This window comes from Streptomyces sp. ICN903 (genome assembly GCF_022015835.1).
Taxonomy (GTDB): Bacteria; Actinomycetota; Actinomycetes; order Streptomycetales; family Streptomycetaceae; genus Streptomyces; species Streptomyces fenghuangensis.
Genome location: NZ_JAKMAY010000076.1, coordinates 1 through 21,248, shown reverse-complemented (window position 1 = coordinate 21,248; position 21,248 = coordinate 1). Strand labels below are relative to the sequence as shown.

Annotated in this window: 18 protein-coding genes and 2 tRNA genes; 4 read left to right on the top strand and 16 right to left on the bottom strand. The window is 73.8% G+C overall.

Annotation, left to right across the window (positions count from 1 at the left end):
* Window positions 1-103 precede the first annotated feature (103 nt).
* Together L7D48_RS10670 and L7D48_RS10665 are read right to left on the bottom strand one after the other, a co-directional pair.
* Complete coding sequence (locus tag L7D48_RS10670) at window positions 104-982, bottom strand: DegV family protein (RefSeq protein WP_237878740.1); 879 nt, start codon at window positions 980-982, stop codon at window positions 104-106.
* Window positions 983-1,159: 177 nt separating this feature from the next.
* The gene (locus L7D48_RS10665; RefSeq protein ID WP_237878739.1) at window positions 1,160-1,963 is read right to left on the bottom strand and encodes a hypothetical protein; all 804 of its coding nucleotides are present in this window, start codon (window positions 1,961-1,963) and stop codon (window positions 1,160-1,162) included.
* Window positions 1,964-2,253: 290 nt separating this feature from the next.
* Here L7D48_RS10665 and L7D48_RS10660 point away from each other — a divergent pair, with 290 nt between their 5' ends.
* Together L7D48_RS10660 and L7D48_RS10655 are read left to right on the top strand one after the other, a co-directional pair.
* Complete coding sequence (locus L7D48_RS10660; protein ID WP_237878738.1) at window positions 2,254-3,714, top strand: FAD-binding oxidoreductase; 1,461 nt, start codon at window positions 2,254-2,256, stop codon at window positions 3,712-3,714.
* A 46-nt stretch (window positions 3,715-3,760) separates the two neighbouring features.
* On the top strand, window positions 3,761-4,969 hold the full coding sequence (locus L7D48_RS10655; RefSeq protein ID WP_237878737.1) for a (Fe-S)-binding protein: 1,209 nt from the start codon (window positions 3,761-3,763) through the stop codon (window positions 4,967-4,969).
* Window positions 4,970-5,040: 71 nt separating this feature from the next.
* On the opposite strand, the gene leuS is transcribed toward L7D48_RS10655, so the two are convergent.
* Both leuS and L7D48_RS10645 read right to left on the bottom strand, forming a co-directional pair.
* A complete protein-coding gene (gene leuS, locus L7D48_RS10650) occupies window positions 5,041-7,938 on the bottom strand; it encodes a leucine--tRNA ligase (RefSeq protein ID WP_237878736.1) in 2,898 nt (965 codons plus the stop codon).
* 298 nt (window positions 7,939-8,236) lie between these two features.
* Window positions 8,237-8,309 (bottom strand) — tRNA-Ala (locus tag L7D48_RS10645).
* Window positions 8,310-8,574: 265 nt separating this feature from the next.
* Here L7D48_RS10645 and L7D48_RS10640 point away from each other — a divergent pair.
* Window positions 8,575-9,996, top strand: a complete 1,422-nt coding sequence (locus L7D48_RS10640) for a glycosyltransferase 87 family protein (RefSeq protein ID WP_308312273.1) — start codon at window positions 8,575-8,577, stop codon at window positions 9,994-9,996.
* On the opposite strand, the gene L7D48_RS10635 is transcribed toward L7D48_RS10640, so the two are convergent.
* The 7 genes from L7D48_RS10635 to L7D48_RS10605 all read right to left on the bottom strand — a co-directional run bounded on the left by L7D48_RS10635 (window position 9,975) and on the right by L7D48_RS10605 (window position 14,715).
* Entirely contained in the window at window positions 9,975-10,208 is a 234-nt protein-coding gene (locus L7D48_RS10635) for a hypothetical protein (protein ID WP_093849089.1), read from the bottom strand. The genes L7D48_RS10640 and L7D48_RS10635 overlap by 22 nt on opposite strands.
* Before the next feature lie 274 nt (window positions 10,209-10,482).
* Window positions 10,483-10,555, bottom strand: a tRNA-Ala gene (locus tag L7D48_RS10630).
* A gap of 141 nt (window positions 10,556-10,696) precedes the next feature.
* Window positions 10,697-11,350, bottom strand: coding sequence for a histidine phosphatase family protein (locus L7D48_RS10625; RefSeq protein ID WP_237878742.1), 654 nt, complete (start codon window positions 11,348-11,350; stop codon window positions 10,697-10,699).
* A complete protein-coding gene (rsfS, locus tag L7D48_RS10620; protein WP_237878735.1) occupies window positions 11,347-11,766 on the bottom strand; it encodes a ribosome silencing factor in 420 nt (139 codons plus the stop codon). Before rsfS ends, L7D48_RS10625 begins: the two co-directional genes overlap by 4 nt.
* Before the next feature lie 172 nt (window positions 11,767-11,938).
* Window positions 11,939-13,861: an LCP family protein gene (locus L7D48_RS10615; RefSeq protein ID WP_237878734.1), complete on the bottom strand. Its 1,923-nt coding sequence runs from the start codon at window positions 13,859-13,861 to the stop codon at window positions 11,939-11,941.
* Window positions 13,862-13,874: 13 nt separating this feature from the next.
* Window positions 13,875-14,504, bottom strand: a complete 630-nt coding sequence (nadD, locus tag L7D48_RS10610; protein WP_237878733.1) for a nicotinate-nucleotide adenylyltransferase — start codon at window positions 14,502-14,504, stop codon at window positions 13,875-13,877.
* A 55-nt stretch (window positions 14,505-14,559) separates the two neighbouring features.
* Window positions 14,560-14,715, bottom strand: coding sequence for a hypothetical protein (locus L7D48_RS10605; protein ID WP_237878732.1), 156 nt, complete (start codon window positions 14,713-14,715; stop codon window positions 14,560-14,562).
* 140 nt (window positions 14,716-14,855) lie between these two features.
* Here L7D48_RS10605 and L7D48_RS10600 point away from each other — a divergent pair, with 140 nt between their 5' ends.
* Window positions 14,856-15,965 (top strand): M48 family metallopeptidase, encoded by a 1,110-nt coding sequence (locus tag L7D48_RS10600; protein ID WP_237878731.1) that lies wholly within the window; start codon window positions 14,856-14,858, stop codon window positions 15,963-15,965.
* Here the strand turns inward: L7D48_RS10600 and L7D48_RS10595 are convergent.
* The 5 genes from L7D48_RS10595 to proB all read right to left on the bottom strand — a co-directional run bounded on the left by L7D48_RS10595 (window position 15,943) and on the right by proB (window position 21,152).
* Window positions 15,943-17,040, bottom strand: a complete 1,098-nt coding sequence (locus L7D48_RS10595) for a hypothetical protein (RefSeq protein ID WP_237878730.1) — start codon at window positions 17,038-17,040, stop codon at window positions 15,943-15,945. The genes L7D48_RS10600 and L7D48_RS10595 overlap by 23 nt on opposite strands.
* Window positions 17,041-17,166: 126 nt before the next feature.
* The gene (locus L7D48_RS10590; protein ID WP_237878729.1) at window positions 17,167-17,874 is read right to left on the bottom strand and encodes a hypothetical protein; all 708 of its coding nucleotides are present in this window, start codon (window positions 17,872-17,874) and stop codon (window positions 17,167-17,169) included.
* Window positions 17,875-17,992: 118 nt separating this feature from the next.
* Window positions 17,993-19,270 (bottom strand): glutamate-5-semialdehyde dehydrogenase, encoded by a 1,278-nt coding sequence (locus L7D48_RS10585; protein WP_237878728.1) that lies wholly within the window; start codon window positions 19,268-19,270, stop codon window positions 17,993-17,995.
* A gap of 93 nt (window positions 19,271-19,363) precedes the next feature.
* Window positions 19,364-19,768: a hypothetical protein gene (locus L7D48_RS10580; protein ID WP_374491905.1), complete on the bottom strand. Its 405-nt coding sequence runs from the start codon at window positions 19,766-19,768 to the stop codon at window positions 19,364-19,366.
* Window positions 19,769-20,033: 265 nt separating this feature from the next.
* Window positions 20,034-21,152: a glutamate 5-kinase gene (proB, locus tag L7D48_RS10575; RefSeq protein WP_237878741.1), complete on the bottom strand. Its 1,119-nt coding sequence runs from the start codon at window positions 21,150-21,152 to the stop codon at window positions 20,034-20,036.
* Between the last annotated feature and the right edge of the window lie 96 nt (window positions 21,153-21,248).

The following is a 21,248-nucleotide window of genomic DNA, read 5'->3' as shown; positions in this document are numbered from 1 at the left end:
ACGGGAGGCAGGGGCGCGTGATCGGAGGCGCGGTGGGGTGCTCATGCCGCCCGACGGTAGGCGGGAGTGCCCGCCCCGTCCGGTCACGGCTTTTCTCCGTGGACTACCCGCCGGTTGTGGACAACCGCGTCACCTGTCGGAGTGACACCACGACGCCCAGCAGCCCCGGCCCCGTGTGTGCGCCGATGACCGCCCCCACCTCGCTGACGTGCAGTTCCCCGAGCCCCGGCAGCCGGGCGCGCAGCCGCTGCGCGAGCTGGTCGGCACGCTCCGCGGCCGACAGGTGGTGGACGGCGATGTCCACCTCGGCGTCCCCCGCCCGCTCCGCCACGATCTCCTCCAGGCGGGCGATGGCCCGGGAGGCGGTGCGGACCTTCTCCAGCATGCCGATACGGCCGTCCTCCAGCTCCAGCAGCGGTTTGACCGCCAGGGCCGAGCCCAGCAGGGCCTGGGCCGCGCCGATACGGCCGCCGCGCCGCAGGTACTCCAGGGTGTCCACGTAGAAGAACGCGGAGGTCCCCTCGGCCCGCTTCCGGGCCGCGGCCACCGTCTCGTCCAGCGCGCCGCCCGCCTCGGCGGTCTCGGCGGCGGCCAGCGCGCAGAAGCCCAGCGCCATCGCCACCATGCCGGTGTCCACCACCCGCACCGGTACGGGCGCCTCCCGCGCGGCGGTCACGGCCGCGTCGTAGGTGCCGGAGAGTTCGGCCGACAGGTGGAGGGAGACGATGCCCTCCACCCCCGGCTCCCGCGCGATGGAGCGGTACACCTCGGCGAACACCTGCGGGCCGGGACGGGAGGTGGTGACGGACCGCCGTTTCCGCAGGGCCTCGGCCAGCGAGCGGGCGGAGAGCTCGGTGCCCTCCTCCAGCGCCCTGTCGCCCAGCACCACGGTCAGCGGGACCGAGGCGATGCGGTGGTGTTCCAGTGCCACCTGCGGCAGGTAGGCCGTGGAATCGGTGACGATCGCGACATGGCGGGACATGGGGCGGAGATTACCGGGCCTTTCCTCGCCGCGGTGAAGCGAGCGGTGCGCCGCGGTCCGCGGTGCGGCGGCCCGCTGCCCGGAGGTTCACTCAACGGCCTTTCGCGGTGGTGCGGTTCGGGTGGTGGGGCCGGGCCGGGCCGCCCGGACGGGCGGCTGGGGCGGACCGCGCCGGGCTCACGAGGCGCTCTGCGGGCGGCCCTTGCCGAAGTCCGGTCCGAAGTCCGGTCCGAACTCCTTGGTGAAGTCGGTGCCGAAGTCCGCCGTGCGGTCCTGCGGGCCGCCCTTCGGGCCCTCGATGCCCGGCGTCTGCGGGGCCCGCGCTCCGGGGGCGTCCGCCGCGTCCGGACTCTGCCGCTCCTTCGGGTTCTGCCCCGGAGGCCGCGCGCCGGAGGCCGTCCCGAGGGTCGCGGCCCCGGAGGCGCCCTCGGAAGCCGGGTCCGTCCAGTGCCGCAGCGCGCCCGCCTCGATCTCGATCTGCTCGCTCAGTGCGGCCAGTCCGTCCTCGTCGTGCCGCCGGGCCCGGTCCTGTGCGGCGAAGCGCAGCGAGTCGGCGGAGGCTCGGATGCGCTCGGCGCGCTCCCGCGCGTCCGGAATCCGGGCGGCGATCCGGCCGCGGTCCGGCTCGCGCTCCATCAGCAGCCGCAGCTCGCCGTCGAGCTGGCGGGCGTGCTCGTCGAGCCGGTCGAGCAGGCCGGCCGCCTCGCTCAGCGAGGGGTCGTGCCGGGCCCCGGCCTCCAGTGCGCGGCGCGTGCTGTCCAGGGAGCTGCGCAGTTCCAGCCGTACCCGGGCCAGTTCGCCCACCGGGCCCGGCTGGGCACTGCGGGCCTTGAGCGTGGTCTCCTCGACGGTGCGGCGCACCTGCTGCCCCGTCCGCTCCACGCCACGCCTGACCGCTCGCACGGTCTTCACCGTGGCGATCGCGCCGAGGACGACGAAGAGCACGAAGAGGAAGGCCAGCAGACCGATGACGAACTCCACAGCTCCGCTCCCTCGTCGGCCGGTGTGCCACCGCCCTCCAGCAGCCCGGAGGGGGCGGTCGTCCTCCCAGGGTAAACGCGCGGAGCCGCTCCCGGGTTCCGGCGGGCCCGGAGTGCCCCCCGCATCCGTCCCGTAGGGGGCCCGTCGGTCTCCCGATCGCTTCCCTCCCGGATTCCGGCGGGCCCGGAGTGCCTGCCCGGTCCTCCTCTTCTCCCCACCTCCTCGCCGCCGTCCGCCCGCTGGTCTACCGTCGGTCCACGCCCGTAGTCGGACTGGATGGTGGTGCGCCGATGCACACGCACGCGGAGACGGGCCCGGCCGGACGCCGGGCCGGGGAACCGGCGGGGAGTCCGCCGGGCGGTCCGGCCGGTGACCTCCCCGGGAATCTGTCCGGCGACCTGGCCGCCATCGTGGGACGCGACCACGTCAGGACCGACGACGGAGCGCTGGCCGCCTACGCCCGCGACGCCACTCCTCTCTTCCACGCGCGGCCGCAGGCCGTGGTGCTGCCCGGCAGCACCGAGGAGGTCGCCGCGGTCCTGCGGTACGCCACCGAGCGGGGCGTACCCGTCGTGCCGCGCGGCGCGGGCTCCAACCTGTGCGCCGCCACCGTGCCCCTGCGCGGCGGCATCGTCATGGTGCTCACCCGGCTCGACCGGATCCTGGAGGTCAGCCCCGCCGAACTGCTGGCCCGCGTCCAGCCCGGGGTGACCACCGCCGCGCTGGCGGACGCGGCGGCGCGCGAGGGCCTGCTGTACGCCCCCGACCCCGGCAGCCGCACCGTCTCCACCGTCGGCGGCAACGTGGCGACCTGCGCCGGCGGCCTGCGCGGTCTGAAGTACGGCGTCACCCGCAACCACGTGCTCGGCCTGGAGGCCGTCCTGCCCACCGGGGAGGTGATCCGCACCGGCGGCCGGCTGTGGAAGGACGTGGCCGGCTACGACCTCACCCGGCTGCTGACCGGTTCCGAGGGCACCCTCGCGGTGATCACCGAGGCCACCGTGGCCCTGCTGCCCGCTCCCGAGGAGACCGGTACCGGAGTCGCCTACTTCGACTCCCTCGCCGACGCCTCCCGGGCCGTCGCGGCCGTCATCGCCGACGGGATCGTCCCGGCCACTCTGGAGTTCCTCGACCGCAAGTGCGTCTCGGCCGTCGAGGAGTTCGCCGGGCTCGGCCTGCGGCGGGACGCCGGGGCGCTGCTGCTCTTCGGCGACGACGGCTCCAGGCGCACCGTGGCGGGCGCCCTCGCCCGTATCGGGGAGGTGTGCGAGGGTTCCGGGGCCCTGGAGGTCACCCTCGCCGAGGACGTCGCCCGAGCCGACGCCCTGCTCGCCGCACGCCGCTGCTCGCTCCCGGCGCTCTCCCGGCTGGGTTCGCTCACGATCCTGGAGGACGCGACCGTGCCCCGCCACCGGCTCGCCGAGATGGTGGACCGCATCGACGAGATCGCCGACCGCCACGGCCTGCGGATCGCCACCTTCGGGCATGCCGGGGACGGCAACCTCCACCCCACCTGCGTACTCGATCCCGACGACGGCGAGGGGGCCGACCGCGCCCACCGGGCGTTCGCCGAGATCTTCGCGGCCGCCATCGCCCTGGACGGCACCATCACCGGCGAGCACGGCGTGGGCGCCGCCAAGCTGCCCTACCTCGCGGACCGGATCGGGGACGACCAGGTCGCCCTGCTGCGCCGCATCAAGAAGGCCTTCGACCCGGCGAACATCCTCAACCCGGGAAAGCTCGGATCCTGACTTCCTCCCCCGCCCGACGGCGGGGGTGTCCACGGAAGGACTCCCGATGACCGACTCCGCACCCCCTCCCGCGCCCGGCCCCGATCCCGGGCAGGGCGAAGGGCTCGGCGTCTTCGACAAGGCGCTGCTCGACCGCTGCATCTCCTGCGGGTTCTGCCTGCCCGCCTGCCCCACCTACGCCCTCACCCGCCAGGAGCCCTCCTCCCCGCGCGGCCGTATCACCCTGATGCGGGCACTGGAGTCCGGCGACCTCGCCCCTGACGACCCCACCCTGGCCGAGGAGTCGTCGTTCTGCCTGGGCTGCCGGGCCTGTGAGCCGGTCTGCCCGGCGGGCGTGGAGTACGGGCAGCTGCTGGAGCAGTGGCGCGACCACCAGTGGCAGGGGCGCGGCCGGCCCCTGATCGCCCGTCTGCTGATGGCCGTGGTGTCCCGGTCGTGGCTGCTGCGCCTCCAGGGACTGGTACGGCGCCACGCCCGAGACCGCCGCTCCGCCCGGGAGCGCCGTCCGGCGAGCGGGGATCGGAAGCAGCCGGTGTCGCTGATGCTGGGCTGCGTCGAGCGCGGGCTGTACCCGTCCGTCTCGCGCGCCGTGCGCGAACTGCGGCCGGAGGTCGCCGTCCCCGCCGGGCAGGGCTGCTGCGGCGCGCTGCACGCCCACAACGGCGACTCCGCCGCCGGTGCCGGGATGGCCCGCGCGCTGGGCGAGCGGCTGCCCGGCACCATCGTGACCACCTCCGGCGGCTGCGCCGCCCATCTCGCCCACCACCTGGGCCGCGACCGCGTCAGGGAGCTGAGCGAGTACCTGGAGCGCACCGGCCACCGGCCCCGGGGCCGGGTCACGGTCGGCGGCCGTCCGGCGCGGGTCGCCCTCCAGGACTCCTGCCACCTGCGCAACGGCCTGGGCGTGACCCGCCCGCCCCGTGAACTTGTCGCCGCGGTGGCCGACTACGTCGAGCTGCCCGGCGCGGACGGCTGCTGCGGCGCCGCCGGCACGTACGCGATGCTGCGGCCGGACGACAGCCGGGCCGTGCTGGACCCGAAGCTGGAGGCGCTGCGGAAGCTGGACGTGGACTACGTCGTGGCGGTCAACCCCGGCTGTCTGCGCCAGTTGAGGCAGGGGCTGCGCCGTACGCGCTCCCGGGCGAAGGCCGTGCACCTGGCCGAACTGCTCGCCATGGCGGCGCGGTCGGAGCCGGGGACCGGGCCGGGAGCCGAGCCCGACCCGGGAACGGGCACCGAACCGGCGGCGGGCTGAAGGAACACGGCGGCGGGGCCGCGGCCGGTGAGCCGCGGCCCCGCCGCCACATGACGCAAGTGCCCCACAGGTCAGGCGGGGACGACGTTCACCAGCTTCGGCGCCCGCACGATCACCTTGCGGACGCCCGCCCCGCCCAGCGCGCCGACGACCGCCGGCTCGGCCAGCGCCCGCGCCTCCAGGTCGGCCTCGGAGATGTCCGGGGCGACCTCCAGGCGGGCCTTGACCTTGCCCCGCACCTGCACGACGCAGGTCACCGTCTCGTCCACCACGTACCGCGGATCGGCCGCGGGGAAGTCCTCGTGGACGACGCTGGTGTCGTGGCCCAGCCTGCGCCACAGTTCCTCGGCGATGTGCGGGGCCAGCGGCGCGATCAGCAGTACCAGGTGCTCGGCCACCGAACGCGGTACCTCGCGCAGCCGGGTGACGTGGTTGTTCAGCTCGGTGATCTTCGCGATGGCGGTGTTGAAGCGCAGGCCCTCCATGTCCTGCCGCACCCCGTCGACCGCCTTGTGCAGCGCGCGCAGGGTCTCCTCGTCCGGCTCGGCGTCGACGACCGCGACCTCGCCCGTCGCCTCGTCGACGACGTTGCGCCACAGCCGCTGCAGCAGCCGGTACTGGCCGACGACCGCGCGGGTGTCCCACGGACGGGAGACGTCCAGCGGGCCCATCGCCATCTCGTACAGCCGCAGGGTGTCCGCCCCGTACTCGGCGCAGATCTCGTCCGGGGTGACGGCGTTCTTCAGGGACTTGCCCATCTTGCCCAGCGCCCGGTCGACCTTCTCGCCGTCGTACCAGTAGGCGCCGTCGCGCTCGGTGACCTCGGCGGCGGGCACCGCGATACCGCGGGAGTCGCGGTAGACGTAGGCCTGGATCATGCCCTGGTTGAACAGCTTGTGGAACGGCTCGGCCGAGGAGACGTGCCCCAGGTCGTACAGCACCTTGGACCAGAAGCGGGCGTACAGCAGGTGCAGCACGGCGTGTTCGGCACCGCCGACGTACAGGTCCACTCCGCCGGTGGGCATCCCCTCGCGCGGGCCCATCCAGTAGCGCTCGATCTCCGGGTCGACCAGCTTCTCGCTGTTGTGCGGGTCCAGGTAGCGCAGCTCGTACCAGCAGGAACCGGCCCAGTTGGGCATGGTGTTGGTCTCGCGGCGGAACCTGCGCGGGCCGCGTCCGTCGCCCAGGTCCAGGGTGACGTTCACCCACTCCTCGTTCCGCGACAGCGGGGTCTCGGGCTCGGTGTCGGCGTCGTCGGGGTCGAAGGTGCGCGGGGAGTAGTCCTCGACCTCGGGCAGTTGCAGCGGCAGCATCGACTCGGGCAGCGCGTGCGCCACGCCGTCCTCGTCGTAGACGATCGGGAACGGCTCGCCCCAGTAGCGCTGGCGGCTGAACAGCCAGTCGCGCAGGCGGTAGTTGACGGTGCCCTCACCGATGCCGCGCTCGGTCAGCCACTCGGTCATCCGGGCCTTGGCCTCGGTCACGCCCAGACCGTCCAGCGACACCTCCACACCGGTGGAGTTGACGATCGCCGCGTCGTAGGAGGAGAAGGCGTCGTCCCAGGTGGCCGGGTCGGTGCCGCGGCCGTCGGTCGGCTCGACCACGCAGCGCATGGGCAGTTCGAAGGCGCGGGCGAAGGCGAAGTCGCGGCTGTCGTGCGCGGGGACGGCCATGATCGCGCCGGTGCCGTAGCCCATCAGCACGTAGTCGGCGATGAAGACGGGGATCCGCTCGCCGCCCGCCGGGTTGACGGCGTAGGCGCCGGTGAAGACACCGGTCTTCTCCTTCGCCTCGGCCTGCCGCTCGACGTCCGACTTGGCGGCCGCCCGCTTGCGGTACTCCGAGACCGCCTCGGACGGCGTGGAGTGGCCGCCCGTCCACACCTCGCGGGTGCCCTCGGGCCAGGCGTCGGGGACGATCCGGTCCACCAGCTCGTGCTCGGGCGCCAGCACCATGTACGTGGCCCCGAACAGCGTGTCCTGACGGGTGGTGAAGACGGTGATCCGCTCGCCGGGGCCGGCGTCGGAGGGGCCGCCGGCGCCCTCGACCGGGAACTCGATGCGGGCGCCCTCGCTGCGCCCGATCCAGTTGCGCTGCTGCAGCTTGATCGCCTCGGGCCAGTCCAGCGCGTCCAGGTCGCGCAGCAGCCGCTCGGCGTAGGCGGTGATGCGCATGTTCCACTGGCGCAGCTTGGCCTTGAAGACGGGGTAGTTGCCGCGCTCGGAGCGGCCCTCGGCGGTGACCTCCTCGTTGGCCAGGACGGTGCCCAGGCCGGGGCACCAGTTGACCGGCGCGTCGGAGGCGTATGCCAGGCGGTACCGACCCAGTACGTCGGCCCGCTCGGCCTCGCTCAGCTCGCTCCAGGCACGGCCGTCCGGCGTGGGGCGGGTACCGGCCTCGAACTGCCCGACCAGTTCGGAGATCGGCCGGGCCCGGTCGGCCTCCTCGTCGTACCAGGAGTTGAAGATCTGCAGGAAGATCCACTGGGTCCACTTGTAGTAGTCCGGGTCGATCGTGGCGAAGGACCGGCGCTGGTCGTGGCCCAGGCCCAGCCGCCGCAGCTGGGCCTTCATGTTCTTGATGTTGGCCTCGGTGGACACCCGCGGGTGGGTGCCGGTCTGTACGGCGTACTGCTCGGCGGGCAGGCCGAAGGCGTCGAAGCCCAGGGTGTGCAGCACGTTGTGGCCGGTCATGCGCAGGTAGCGCGCGGTGACGTCCGTGGCGATGTAGCCCAGCGGATGCCCGACGTGCAGGCCCGCGCCCGAGGGGTACGGGAACATGTCCATGATGAAGCGCTTGGGGCGGGCGACGGTCTCCGGATCGCCGGCCAGTTCCCCGGTGGGGTTGGGGGCCTCGTACACCCCGCGCTCGTCCCAGAAGTCCTGCCAGCGCGCCTCGATCTTCGCGGCCAGTGCGGCCGTGTAGCGATGGGGGGCCGCGGTCTCCGCGGCGGCGGTGGTCTCGCTCATCGTCCTCTAAGCTCCATCGGTCGTCGTCTGCCTGCGGGAGGGCTCACGGCCCGAAAACGAAAAGACCCCTCGCACAGGAGGGGACGCCGCGCTGATTCCGACCTCACCGGAACCGGGACCGGAGGGTCGGCGCTGGTTCAGCGCGGCCCGCTAAGCAGAAGGCGTACGGCACGCATGCCGTCAGGGTACCGCAAGGCGCCTTCCCGCTCCCGCGGCCGTCCGGGGCCCGGACATGTTCCGGACACAGTCCGGACAGACGGAAGCGGGCCGCCCTTCCGGACGGCCCGCTCTCCCACTGTGGAGCTAAGGAGAATTGAACTCCTGACCTCTTGCATGCCATGCAAGCGCTCTACCAACTGAGCTATAGCCCCTTGTTGCCTTTGCCGCGGTCCCCCGCGGCGGCGATGCCTACTGTACACGCCCGTGAGCGTCCTTCGCCAAATCCCATAACGGGTAGGTCACGGCCGTCCGGGTACTGTCGTACTCCCACGCCCGTACGCACCCGCCCCGCCGCGTCCGGGCAACCGGCCGCGCCCGCGCGCACGTCCACGCACACGGCCGGCCGTGGAAGGTCCCGACCGCCCCGCCCGACCCGACGACCGCCACCGCCAGGACCCGGAGCCGCCCGTGAGTACGCTGCAGTTGACCGCCGACCGCCGGTTCCCCGCGGCACGGGCGTATCTGCTGAAGCGGTCCACACGGCTCGCCGCCGTGTTCTGCCTGCTCTCCTTCACCGCCTTCCTGGCGGCCCAGAGCGCGGCGAACGTCTCCATGATCGACCTGATGGTCTACCGGGCCGAGGGCTGGACGGCCCGGACCGGCGGCGACCTGTACGCGATGCGCGCCACGCACGCCGAACTGCCCATGACCTACCCGCCGTTCGCCGCGCTGCTGTTCATACCCCTGACCCTGGTCGACGTGCCGGCGATGCGGCTGCTGGCGACCGGGGCGAACCTCGCCCTGCTGGTGGCCCTGGTCCACCTGTCGCTGCGGCTGACCGGGCGTCCGCTGAACCTTCCCCGCCCGGCCGCCGCCCTGGCCGTGTCGGCGGTCGCCGTCTGGTGCGAGCCGGTGTGGACGACGCTGCGGTACGGCCAGATCAACCTGCTGCTCGCGGTGCTGGTGCTGTGGGACCTGTCCCGGCGCTCCGGTCACCGCTGGGCCGGCGTCGGCATCGGGGTGGCCGCCGGGATCAAACTGACCCCCGCCCTGTTCGCGGTGTTCCTGGCACTGTGCGGGCTGACGCTGGCCTGGCGGCAGAGGCGGCAGGAGCGGCGAGGACTGCTCGCCGGCCCCCCGGCGCGGCTGTGGAACCACTGGCTGCGCCGGGCCGCCGTCGCCTCGGGCGCGTTCGCCGGGACGGTCGTCCTGGCGGCGCTGGTGCTGCCGCGGGACTCCCGGAACTTCTGGACCGGGGCGGTCTTCTCGCCCGAGCGCGTCGGCCGGGTCGAGGACACCGCCAACCAGTCGCTGCGCGGCGTCCTGGCCCGGCTGCTGCACACGGCCGAGCCCGGCGCCGGCTGGACGGTGCTCGCCGCCGCGGCGGCCGCGGCGGGGCTCGCCGTCGCGGTGGCCGCCGTACTCGCCGGCCCGCGCCGGCTGCCCTCCGCGCACGCCTGGGCCGCCGTCTGCGTCGCCTGCACCGCGCTGCTGGTCAGCCCCGTCTCCTGGTCGCACCACTGGGTGTGGTGCGTGCCCGCCGTGCTGCTGCTGGGCTCGGAGGCGCTGCGCCGCCGCAGCGCGCCGTGGTGGACGGGCACGGCACTGGCGGCACTGCTGTTCTGCTCGTACGCGCTGTGGTGGGTACCGCACGGCTCGCCCCTGGAGCGGTTCGAACTGCGGCAGAGCGGTGCGCAGATGGCGCTTTCGGCGGTCTATCCGGCGGCCGGTGCGGCGCTGCTCGCCCTCGCCGCCGTCCTGGCGGTACGCGCGCTGCGGCGGCCCGCTCCGTATCCGGGGCCACCCGGCTCCTTCGGCACCCTCCCCGCCCCCAGGATCCGTACGGCCTCACGGTCCTGTGCGGGGGCGGGTGACGGTCAGGCCGCCACGAAGGAGTAGAAGCGCTTGAGGGTGCAGTGCTCCTCCAGGAGCCGGCCGTAGATCGGCTCGCCCTCCAGCTCGCGGTAGGTCTCGATCGGGTCGCCCTTGATGATCAGCGCCCGCGCGCACTCGACGCACCAGTACTGGTACGCCGTGTTGACCGGTTCCATGTCGCGGACGATCGGGGTTCCGCTGCCGCACCAGTCGCACTTCCTGCTGTGTGCACCCATGTCCGTCAGTCAACTCCAGCCGTGACCGCAGGCGTGCGCACGTGGGGAACCCCTCCGCTGTCTCTGCCGTCCTCGATGTCTCCGAACGCCCCGGCGGGCCCGCACCGCGCGCGGCGGCCCGTCCGGCGTTCCGATTCTGCCATGCTCCGCCCGCGGGCAGGAGGGCGCGAACGGGGGCGGCGAGGTTCCGCTTCCCCCTCGTCCCTCCGGGGCGGCCCCTGCCGGAAAAGCGAAGATCCCGCCCCCCGGTGGGGGACGGGATCTCTGCCGCCTGTGGAGCTAAGGAGAATCGAACTCCTGACCTCTTGCATGCCATGCAAGCGCTCTACCAACTGAGCTATAGCCCCATCGCTCCGGCTCCGCCGCTTTCACCGCGGTGCCGTGAACGGGAAGAAGCTTAACCGGTGACCTGCCCGAATGCGAAATCCGCCGCCGGCCCGCTCCGGACGAGCCTCTCGGACCGCCTCCGGGCCGGTCTTCGGAGCGTGTCAGACGTCGTCGCCGAGGACCGGCTGGGGAAGCGTTCCGGCGTTGTGCTCCAGCAGCCGCCAGCCGCGCGCCCCCTCGCCCAGGACGGACCAGCAGCAGTTGGTCAGCCCGCCCAGCGACTCCCACGAGCCCGGTTCCAGGCCCAGCAGGCGGCCGATGGTGGTGCGGATCGTGCCGCCGTGGCTGACCACGACCAGGACCCCGCCGTCGGGCAGCTTGTCGGCGTTGCGCTCGACCACCGGCGCCGCGCGGTCGGCCACCTCGGTCTCCAGCTCGCCGCCGCCGCGCCGCACGGGTTCGCCGCGCTTCCAGGCGGCGTACTCCTCACCGTGGCGCTCGACGATCTCCTCGTGCGTCAGCCCCTGCCACACGCCCGCGTACGTCTCGCGCAGGCCCTCGTAGCGGGTGACCTCCAGGCCGGTGACCGCGGCCAGCTCGGCGGCGGTGTCCACGGCCCTCTTCAGGTCGGAGGCGATGATCGCGTCCGGCTTGAGCGCCGCGAGCAGCCGCGCGGCACGGCGCGCCTGCTCCAGGCCCGCCTCGGTCAGCTCGATGTCCGTGGTGCCCTGGAAGCGGCGTTCGAGGTTCCACGCGGTCTGTCCGTGCCGCCACAGCACGATGCGGCGGCCGCGTCCCGCCACGCGCCCGTTCAGCTCGGTTCACCGCCCTCGCTCGCGGCGGCCTCGCCCTTGCCCCGGGTGGCCTTGGCGTCCTCGGGCAGGTCGATCTCCGGGCAGTCCTTCCACAGGCGCTCCAGCGCGTAGAAGACCCGCTCCTCGCTGTGCTGGACGTGCACGACGATGTCGACGAAGTCCAGCAGGACCCAACGGCCGTCGCGCTCGCCCTCGCGGCGCACCGGCTTGGCGCCCTTCTCCTTCTGCAGCCGTTCCTCGATCTCGTCGACGATCGACTTGACCTGGCGGTCGTTGGGCGCGGAGGCCAGCAGGAAGGCGTCGGTGATGGAGAGCACATCGCTGACGTCGTACGCGACGACGTCCTGGGCGAGCTTGTCGGCGGCAGCCTGGGCTGCTGCGTTGATCAGCTCGATGGAGCGGTCCGTGGCGGTCACAGGCAACGCTTTCGGTCGGTGGTCTACAACCCCTCCAGGGTCTCACGATCCGCCGCGGACCGGCTCCGTAGGGCCCGGCGGCGGCCCGGCGGGGCCTCACCCGCCGGGCCGCCGGGCTTCCCGCCGGGCCTTCCGCCGGTCTGCCGCGCGCTCCCGCCGCTCCACCGCGGCCTCACGACCCCCCGGGCTCGTAGTCCCGGCCCAGCACCACCGTGATGTCGGCGTTCGCCGCGCCCTTGCCCTCGGTCACGGCCTTCTCGGACAGACCGAGCGTCCTGGCGACCTCCTCGGCCCTGGCCCTGTCCCCGGCCTCGGAGTAGGTCACGCGGGTGGTGGCCTGCGCGGAGTCCGCGCTGCCGCCGCCGACCACGGTGTAACCGCCGTTGACCAGCGCCACCCGGGCGTTGTTCGCCGCCTCCTCGTCCCCGGTGGCGTCCTTCAGGCTCACCCGCGGCGTGGCGTTCGGGTCGGTGTTCTTCACCGTGCCGCCCAGCACGTCCTTCACCAGGCCCTCGCTGGTGGCGTCGCTGAGCGTGCCGTCCGCCTCCACCGGCAGCAGTTCGGTGCCGTAGGCGTCCTTCTTGGCGTATCCGGCCAGCGAGGCGAGACTGGCTCCGAGCTGCCCGTCGGTCAGGGAGGGGTCGAGGATCTGGGTCAGCGCCCGGACCGTGCCGGTGGCGGTCTTCGGATCGTCGGACGTCTTCTCCAGCGTGGCCCGCAGGACCTGTCCGAAACGGGCGAGCTGCTTCGTCTGCGGTTCGCCCGCGGCCCGGTGGGTGGCGTAGGCGACCGCGGCCCTCCCGTCCAGGTCGCGCCCCTCGCCCTGCCGCACCTGCGGATCGTCCCCCTTCTTCGCGCCGGGCACGGTGGTGTCGGCGTCCAGGGAGATGCCGCCGACCAGGTCGACCCAGTTCTCCAGGTACGGGGTGTCCAGACGCCAGGTGCCCTTGATGTCGGTGCCCAGCAGCAGGCCCAGCGCGTCGCGGGTGGCCGCCGCGCCCTCGGCCTCGAAGGACTTGCCCAGCGTCGTCCCCTCCCCCGTGCCGCCGGAGGCGACGACCAGGGAGTTGGGCAGCAGGACGGTGGTGCCCCTGCCCGCCGTCTCGTTGTTGACCAGCAGCGCGGTGGACATCTCCCCGCCGTCGATCTCGCGCAGGTGGACGACGATCACCTTGCGCTTCTGGGCGCCCGAAGCCGCCTCGCCGGCCCCGCCGTCCCCGGAGGTGCCGGGCAGCATCCCCGCCCACCAGAGCCAGCCGACGCCCCCGGCCAGCACCACGGCGAGCGCGACGACCAGGGCCACCGTGCGGTTGCGGCCCCGGCGCTTGGCCTCCTCACGCCGCTCGGTGCGGCTCTCGGAGAACTTCAGCCAGTCGATGACGTCCTCGGACTCCTCGTCCTGCTCCTCGACGAAGGAGAACTCCTCGGTGTGGTACTCGTCGGCATCCGCGCCGGCGGGAGCCGTGGTGTCGGCGGGGGCCGCGACGTCGGCGGCACCGGTTCCGCGGTCCGTGCCGGGCCCGGACCCCGGCGCGTCGCCGGCCTCCGCGGCCCCGGCCGGCCCGGCGTGCTCCGCGGACCGCTCCCCGTACCAGGGCTCCTGGGCCTGCTGCGGGATCCACGTCTGTGTCACCGGGTCCTGCCGTCCGGTGGCGGAGGTGTCCCAGTCGCCGTACCGGCCGTCCTGCCCGTCGTATCCGCCGCCGCGGGGTTCGGGGACGTAGGGGTCCTGGACGTAGGGGTCCTGGGCGTACGCGTCCGGCGCGTATCCGGTCCGGGCTCCCCCGGCGTGGGGATCGGCCGCGTGGGGACCGGCGGCGTAGGGGTCGGGGGTGTACGTGCCCGGGTCGTAGGACCCCGTGCCGTACGCGCCGGCGCCGTACGGGTCGTACGCGGACTGCTGCCCCGTCTGGTGCCCCTGTCCGTACGAGGAGCCGTACGCGGAGCCGTACGAGGGGTCGTACGGGGTGTCGCCGTGCGGCGCGCCGGTTCCCCGCTCGCCGTGGACCGGCCGCCCGTACTCGTCGTAACCGTAGACGTGGCCGCTCGCCTGCGACGGGTCCCCCGGCCCGTACGGGTCCTGTCGGTCGTTCACGACTGCCGCCCCTCTAGCCCTTCGGCGCCCGGCTGTCCCGGTACAGCCTGCGTTTGTTGATGTAGCGCACCACACCGTCCGGCACCAGATACCAGACGGGGTCCCCCTGCGCCACACGTGCGCGGCAGTCCGTCGAGGAGATGGCCAGCGCCGGGACCTCGATCAGGGACACCCCGCCGGCCGGCAGGCCCGGGTCGGCGAGGGCGTGCCCCGGGCGGGTGACCCCGATGAAGTGGGCGAGCGAGAACAGTTCGTCGACGTCGCGCCAGGTCAGGATCTGGGCGAGCGCGTCGGCGCCGGTGATGAAGAACAGATCGGCCTCGGCGTGCAGCGCCCTGAGGTCCCGCAGGGTGTCGATGGTGTACGTCCGGCCGCCGCGGTCGATGTCGATGCGGCTGACCGAGAACTGCGGGTTGGAGGCCGTCGCGATGACCGTCATCAGGTAGCGGTCCTCGGCCGGCGACACCGCCTTGTGGCTCTTCTGCCACGGCTGCCCGGTCGGCACGAAGACCACCTCGTCCAGGTGGAACCTGGCCGCCACCTCGCTGGCCGCGACCAGGTGCCCGTGGTGGATGGGGTCGAACGTACCGCCCATCACGCCCAGCCGCCGTCTGCCGGCGCCGGACACTATGTGCTCTCCCATGCGTGCCGACCTTAGCCGTCCGGCGCCGATCGCGCCGCCGCCCGGGCCCGGTGCCTCAGCGGTCCCGGTTGAAGCGGGTGGTGATCCACAGCAGCAGGAGCAGCACCGCCAGAGCGCCGAAGCCGGTGGCGTACGGGTTGGCGGACGCACCGCCGCCCTCGGCACCGGTGGCCAGGAGGGACAGGGTGTGCGCGGTGTCGGGGAGGGTCATCGTCGGCAGACCTATCGGGTAGGGGCGGAAACTTGAGCACATCGTAAGCGGGGCGGTGTGCTGTGGCGTGTGGCACCCACCACCTAGGGTGGGGTCCGGCAAGGGGGACGGGCCCACACCAGACCCGCAGGGGGCGGACCATGACAGACGGAAACGGCACCACCGAACACCTTCCCGGCCGCAGCAGGCGGCGCTTCCCGGGGATCTCCTCACGGGCGTACGAGCACCCCGCGGACCGCTCCGCGCTGGTGGCCCTGCGCAAGCTGAGCGGCTTCGACACGGTCTTCAAGACGCTGAGCGGTCTGCTGCCCGAGCGCAGCCTGCGCCTGCTGTTCCTGTCGGACTCGGTCCGGGTGGACGACGCGCAGTTCACCCACCTGTACGCCATGCTGCGCGACGCCTGCTACATCCTGGACCTGGAGAAGGTCCCGGCGATGTACGTCACGCAGGACCCGAAGCCCAACGCCATGTGCATCGGCCTGGACGAGCCGGTCATCGTGGTGACCACCGGGCTGGTCGAGCTGCTGGACGAGGAGGAGATGCGGGCGGTGATCGGCCACGAGGTCGGCCACGCCCTGTCGGGCCACGCGGTCTACCGGACGATCCTGCTGTTCCTGACCGGCCTGGCCGTCAGGGTGGCGTGGATCCCGCTGGGCAATGTGGCGATCATGGCGCTCGTGACGGCGCTGCGCGAGTGGTTCCGCAAGTCGGAGCTGTCGGCGGACCGGGCCGGGCTGCTGGTCGGCCAGGACCTCCAGGCGTCGATGCGCGGCCTGATGAAGATCGCCGGTGGCAACCACCTGCACGAGATGAACGTCGACGCCTTCCTGAAGCAGGCCGACGAGTACGAATCCTCCGGCGATCTGCGCGACTCGGTGCTGAAGATCCTCAACGTGCTGCCGCGCAGCCACCCCTTCACCACCGTGCGCGCCGCGGAGCTGCGCAAGTGGGCCGCGAGCCGCGACCACCAGCGGATCATGGAAGGTCACTACGACCGGCGCGAGGACGACAAGGACACCTCGGTCTACGAGTCGTTCCGGCAGTCCGCGAGCCACTACTCCGAGACCGTGCGCACCAGCAAGGACCCGCTCATGGGCCTGTTGCGGGACCTGGGCGACGGAGCCGGGGACCTGGGCGGGAAGCTGCGCGACCGCTTCGCCGGGCGCGGCACGGGCGGCGGCACGGGCGGAGCGGGCGGCGGCGCGGACCGAAAGGGCGGCGAGGGCGCTACGGGCGCGGCAGGGAGCTAGGGTCCAGCGTCCCGCACACCGGGCTGTCGCCGCCGTCGCGCACGTACGGGTCGGTGCCGGCCGGGTGGTCGGCGCCGGCGCTCTGCCCGGCCGTCAGCGGGCGCAGGGCGTCGTGGGCCGGGGCCGCGCAGGACATCGGCCCGGCCCGCACCTCGCTGTGCTCCACCGTCAGGTGCTGGTCGCGCAGGTCCTCGCGGTCGAAGCGCAGCCGCAGTTCGCGCCGGACCGTGAACAGCGAGGCGGCCTCCCCGTCCGGCCGGGCGCCGTCCGCCCGCTCATCGCTCGCCCCGGCGGGGCGGACGGCGTAGACGAAGACGTGGTCGGTGACGATCTCCAGCGCGTCGGCCTCCGTCTCGCGGACCTCCATCGTGCCGCGGACGCGCACCCCCTCGCCGGTGAACTCCGTGTGCCCGGGGGCGAAGCGCACCAGCCAGCCGGTCGCCGCGTGGTGTCCGTCGGCCGCGGGCCGCTCGATACTGCGGTCGAACTGCGCGTGCTGGTCCGGGTCGATCAGTATCCGCACCGGCCGCGCGGTCTCGCCGCTCAGCACCTCGGGGTTGAGGGAGCTCTCGACCACGTACTCCTTGGCGACGGCCAGCGCGGCGAGCACCTGGCTGTCCGCGAAGTGGGCGGTGGAGCGGACCGGGGGCAGCGTCACCCCGGCGGCCCCGGTGTAGAACTCCGCCGCCGGGCTGCGTTCGAGCAGCCGTGCCGGCCGCCCGCCGGGCACCCTGCCCTCCCCGCCCGGCGAGAGCGGGACGACCGTGCTGCTCATCACCCGCGGCCCCGGCCTGCTCACGGACTGCTGCTGCTGGGTGCGGATCCCCGCGTAGACCACGGCGCCGAAGGCGAACACGATCAGCACCGCCAGTACCAGGCCCCGCCACGGCCTGCCGCGCAGCGGCCGGGGCGGGAGGGGGCGTACGGGGTGCTCGCGGTCGGCCAGCCGCTCCCGCGCGGAGAACTCCTGGAGACGGGCAGCCCTGACGAACGACTCGTCGAAGACGGTGGAGCGGTACTCGTCGTCACCGCCCCCGGAGAAGCCCCGGGGCGGTGGTTCTCCAGGCCCGGTCATACCCCCAGAGTAGGTCCGGCAAAGGCAGCCAAACCTGCCCTCGGCCCCCGATTCAGGGAAAAGTCGGGCAGAGTCCGCCGGGCGGCCTACCCGGCGCCCGGCGGGCGCCGGACCGGCGGGTGGGCGCTACGGCCGGCCGTCGAGCGAGGACGTGCTGTAGTGGCCGGACAGGGAGGGCAGCGCGCCGGACCGGCCGGCCGGCGGAGCGTCGACCCCGCTGGTCGCCGGCGGGGGCTCCGGCGGGGTCTGCTGCCGCTGGCCGGAGGCGCCCCGGTGGACGGCGGCGAAGGCCATCGCGACGATGCCCACGCCCATCACCACGGCGAGCACCCAGGCGACCGGCCGCTGCCAGCGGACGTGGCCGCGGTAGGGGCGCGGGGGGTGCCCGTGGAGACCGCCCCGGCCCTCGGCCTCGTCGGTGTAGGCGGCGTACCCGGCGTCCTCCGGGTACTCGGCGTCCTCCACGTACTCCAGGTGGTCGAGGCGGTCGGCGAACTCCAGCCGGCCGTAGCGGTACCGGCCGTGGTGGTCGTCGCCGTCCTCCGCCCCCGCGTCGCGGTCGCCGCCGTGGTCGCGGTCGTGTTCGGCGCCTTCGGGATCGTCCCGCCACGGTCCGTAGCCGTACTGGTCGTCGTGCGCGAGGGCCGCCTCGGTCTCGGAGGAGGACTGGGCGGCGGCCAGCGTGCGCTCGGCGGCGGTGGGCTCGTGGATCAGGGCGGCACGTACGAAGGACTCGTCCAGCACCACGGAGGCGAACGCGTCGTCCGCCGCGTGGTCGCGGTCGTCGGGCTCCTCGCCGCTCTGGTGCGGCTGGCCCCCCACATCCTCCGGCACGGACCCAGCGTAGACCGGCCGGAGGACTTTGGGCAGGGAGAACGGTGATTCGTCTGCTTCGCGCCCCCGGCGCCCCTCCCCGGCGCCCCCCGCGGGAGTGCGCCGGGGGGCGGCGGGCTCAGTCGCGCACGTGCCCCTCGCCGGTGACCACGTACTTCGTCGAGGTCAGCTCCGGCAGGCCCATGGGGCCGCGGGCGTGCAGCTTCTGCGTGGAGATGCCGATCTCGGCGCCGAAGCCGAACTGGCCGCCGTCGGTGAAGCGGGTGGAGGCGTTGACCATGACCGCGGTGGAGTCCACCAGCGACACGAAGCGGCGGGCGGCCGAGGTGTCGGAGGTGACGATCGCCTCGGTGTGGCCGGAGGTCCAGCGGCGGATGTGCTCCACCGCGGCGTCCAGGGAGGGCACCACGGCGGCGGCGATGTCGTAGGAGAGGTACTCGGTGGCCCAGTCCTCCTCCGTGGCGGGCACCACGTCCACACCCCGGGCCTCGCCCGCCTTCGCCCAGGCCCCGTCGCCGTGGACGGTCACCCCGGCCTTCTCCAGCGCGGCCAGGGCGCGCGGCAGGAAGGCGTCGGCGATGCCGGAGTGCACCAGCACGGTCTCGGCGGCGTTGCAGACGCTGGGGCGGTGCGCCTTGGAGTTGACCAGGATCTCCACGGCCGTGTCGAGGTCGGCGTGCTCGTCGACGTAGACGTGGCAGTTGCCGGTGCCGGTCTCGATGACCGGGACGGTGGACTCCTCCACGACCGTCCTGATCAGGGACGCGCCACCGCGCGGGATCAGCACGTCCACCAGGCCGCGGGCGCGCATCAGCTCCTTGACGCTGTCGCGGCTCTCGCCGGGCACGAGCTGGACGGCGTCGGCCGGGAGCCCGGCGGAGGCCACGGCGTCGCGCAGCACGGCGACGAGGGCGGTGTTGGAGGAGTACGCGGAGGACGAGCCTCGCAGCAGCACCGCGTTGCCGGCCTTCAGGCAGAGCACGGCCGCGTCCACGGTGACGTTGGGCCGGGCCTCGTAGATGATGCCGACCACACCGAGCGGCACCCGCACCTGGCGCAGCTCCAGGCCGTTGGGGAGCGTGGAGCCGCGCACCACCTCGCCCACCGGGTCGGGCAGGGCCACCACGTCCCGCACGTCGGAGGCGATGGCGGCGATCCGCTCGGGGGTGAGGGTGAGCCGGTCGACGATGGAGTCGGCCGTCCCGGCGGCGCGGGCCCTGTCCACATCGGCGGCGTTGGCCTCGACGATCTCGCCGGTGCGGGCCACCAGGGCGTCGGCGATCGCGAGCAGCGCGCCGTCACGCGCGGTGCGCGGCAGCGGGGCGAGCGCGGCGGCCGCCTCCTTGGCACGGCGGGCGGTCTCGGTCACGGGCGAGGTCTGCGATGCGCTGCTCATGCCCCCAAGCGTAGCCAGGGCGGACGGCGTCCATCCGGAGGTCCGCAGTACGAGACGGGTGGTGCGCCCGTCCCGTCACCGGGCCGGACGGGGTCAGAACGGGTGGACGCCGGCCGGGATGGCGGGGTGCGGGCCGTAGCCCTCCGCCACCCGCTGGTGGTACGTCTCCCGGCCGATGACCTCCAGCCCGACGATCTCCCACGGCGGCAGCTTCGCCGACGCCCGGTGCTCGCCCCACAGCCGCAGCGCCACGGCCGCGGCGTCGTGGAGGTCGCGGGCCTCCTCCCAGTAGCGGATCTCGGCGTGGTCGTTGGCGTACCGGCCGGCCAGCAGGAAGGGGTGGTCGTGGGCGAGCCGCTCCAGCGCCCGCCTGACGTCCCGCAGCGGCGCCTCGGCCCCTGAGACGCTGAGGGTGACGTGCCACAGGCGCGAGGCGCCGTCGGAGCGGCCCTCCTCCCCGCCGCGGCGGGCGCCCGGCTGTGCCGGGCCGCTCCGCAGGGGGCTCCCCGCCCCGTCGCCTCGCTGGGGATACCCCAAGTCGACGCTGGTCAGTCGTCTCACCGGCGGCCTCCCGTGTGGTGCCGAGCTGATGTGAACGCGCTTGTGGGACTGCGCTGTCGCGGCCGCCTCCCGGAACGCGGTCCCGGCGCGGCCCTCCCACAGAAGTTGACCAGTACTCGAGCCGCCGTGTGGCGGTTTTCGGGAAGCTGTCCGTTGAAAGGCTGACCCGAAGGCTCCGTCGAAGGTGCCGTCGAAGGTGCCGTCAGTGGCGCAGCAGGACCAGATCGTCGCGGTGGACGACCTCCCTCTCGTACGCGGGTCCGAGCTCGCGGGCCAGATCGCGGGTGGAGCGGCCGATCAGCCGGGGGATCTCGCGCGCGTCGAAGTTGACCAGCCCGCGGGCGACGGCCCGCCCGGCGGCGTCCCGCAACTCGACCGGGTCGCCGGCGGAGAACTCGCCCTCCACCCCGGCCAGCCCGGCGGGCAGCAGCGAGGTGCGCCGCTCGACCACGGCCCGTACCGCGCCGTCGTCCAGCACCAGCGCGCCGCGCGGGGCGGAGGCGTGGGCCAGCCACAGCAGCCGGCCGGCGGAGCGTCGGCCGGTGCGGTGGAAGTAGGTGCCCACGGGCCGGCCCGCGAGGGCGTCGGCGGCTCGGGTGGCGGAGGTGAGCACCACGGGGACGCCCGCCCCGGCGGCGATCCGGGCCGCCTCGACCTTGGTGACCATGCCCCCGGTGCCGACCCCGGCCTTCCCGGCGCTGCCGATCTCCACCCCGTCCAGGTCGTGCGGGCCGCGCACCTCCTCGATGAGGGAGGTGCCGGGGGTGGCCGGGTTGCCGTCGTAGAGGCCGTCCACGTCGGAGAGCAGGACCAGCAGTTCGGCGCGGACGAGGTGGGCGACCAGCGCGGCCAGCCGGTCGTTGTCGCCGAAGCGGATCTCGTCGGTGGCGACGGTGTCGTTCTCGTTGACGATCGGCACCGTGCCCATGGCCAGGAGCTGGTCCAGGGTGCGGTAGGCGTTGCGGTAGTGCGCGCGGCGGCTGGTGTCGTCCGAGGTCAGCAGCACCTGGCCCACGCGCCGGCCGTAGCGGGCGAAGGAGGCGGTGTAGCGGGCCACCAGCAGACCCTGGCCGACGCTGGCGGCGGCCTGCTGGCGGGCGAGGTCGCGCGGGCGTTTCTCCAGACCCAGCGGCGCCAGTCCGGCGGCGATGGCGCCGGAGGAGACCAGCACGATCTCCTTGCTGTCCTCGGCCTCCGGGGCGCCGAGGTGCCTGGCCACCACGTCCACCAGCGCGTCCACCCGGTCGGCATCCAGCCCGCCGGCGGCCGTGGTCAGCGAGGACGACCCGATCTTCACCACGATCCTGCGGGCACCTTGCACATCCCGCCGAAGGCCCTGCTCTGCCGCTGCCACCTGCGCCGTCCCCTGCGTGTGATCTCTCGTCCGGTCGCTGTGCAATCTACGCGAGCCCCTGCC

Coding starts and splice junctions, on each gene's coding strand:
- L7D48_RS10655 (WP_237878737.1), top strand. CDS start 3,761: ATGACCGACTCCGCACCCCCTCCCGCGCCCGGCCCCGATCCCGGGCAG.
- leuS (WP_237878736.1), bottom strand. CDS start 7,938: ATGAGCGAGACCACCGCCGCCGCGGAGACCGCGGCCCCCCATCGCTAC.
- L7D48_RS10600 (WP_237878731.1), top strand. CDS start 14,856: ATGACAGACGGAAACGGCACCACCGAACACCTTCCCGGCCGCAGCAGG.
- L7D48_RS10670 (WP_237878740.1), bottom strand. CDS start 982: ATGTCCCGCCATGTCGCGATCGTCACCGATTCCACGGCCTACCTGCCG.
- L7D48_RS10595 (WP_237878730.1), bottom strand. CDS start 17,040: ATGACCGGGCCTGGAGAACCACCGCCCCGGGGCTTCTCCGGGGGCGGT.
- L7D48_RS10635 (WP_093849089.1), bottom strand. CDS start 10,208: ATGGGTGCACACAGCAGGAAGTGCGACTGGTGCGGCAGCGGAACCCCG.
- L7D48_RS10660 (WP_237878738.1), top strand. CDS start 2,254: ATGCACACGCACGCGGAGACGGGCCCGGCCGGACGCCGGGCCGGGGAA.
- nadD (WP_237878733.1), bottom strand. CDS start 14,504: ATGGGAGAGCACATAGTGTCCGGCGCCGGCAGACGGCGGCTGGGCGTG.
- L7D48_RS10605 (WP_237878732.1), bottom strand. CDS start 14,715: ATGACCCTCCCCGACACCGCGCACACCCTGTCCCTCCTGGCCACCGGT.
- L7D48_RS10585 (WP_237878728.1), bottom strand. CDS start 19,270: ATGAGCAGCGCATCGCAGACCTCGCCCGTGACCGAGACCGCCCGCCGT.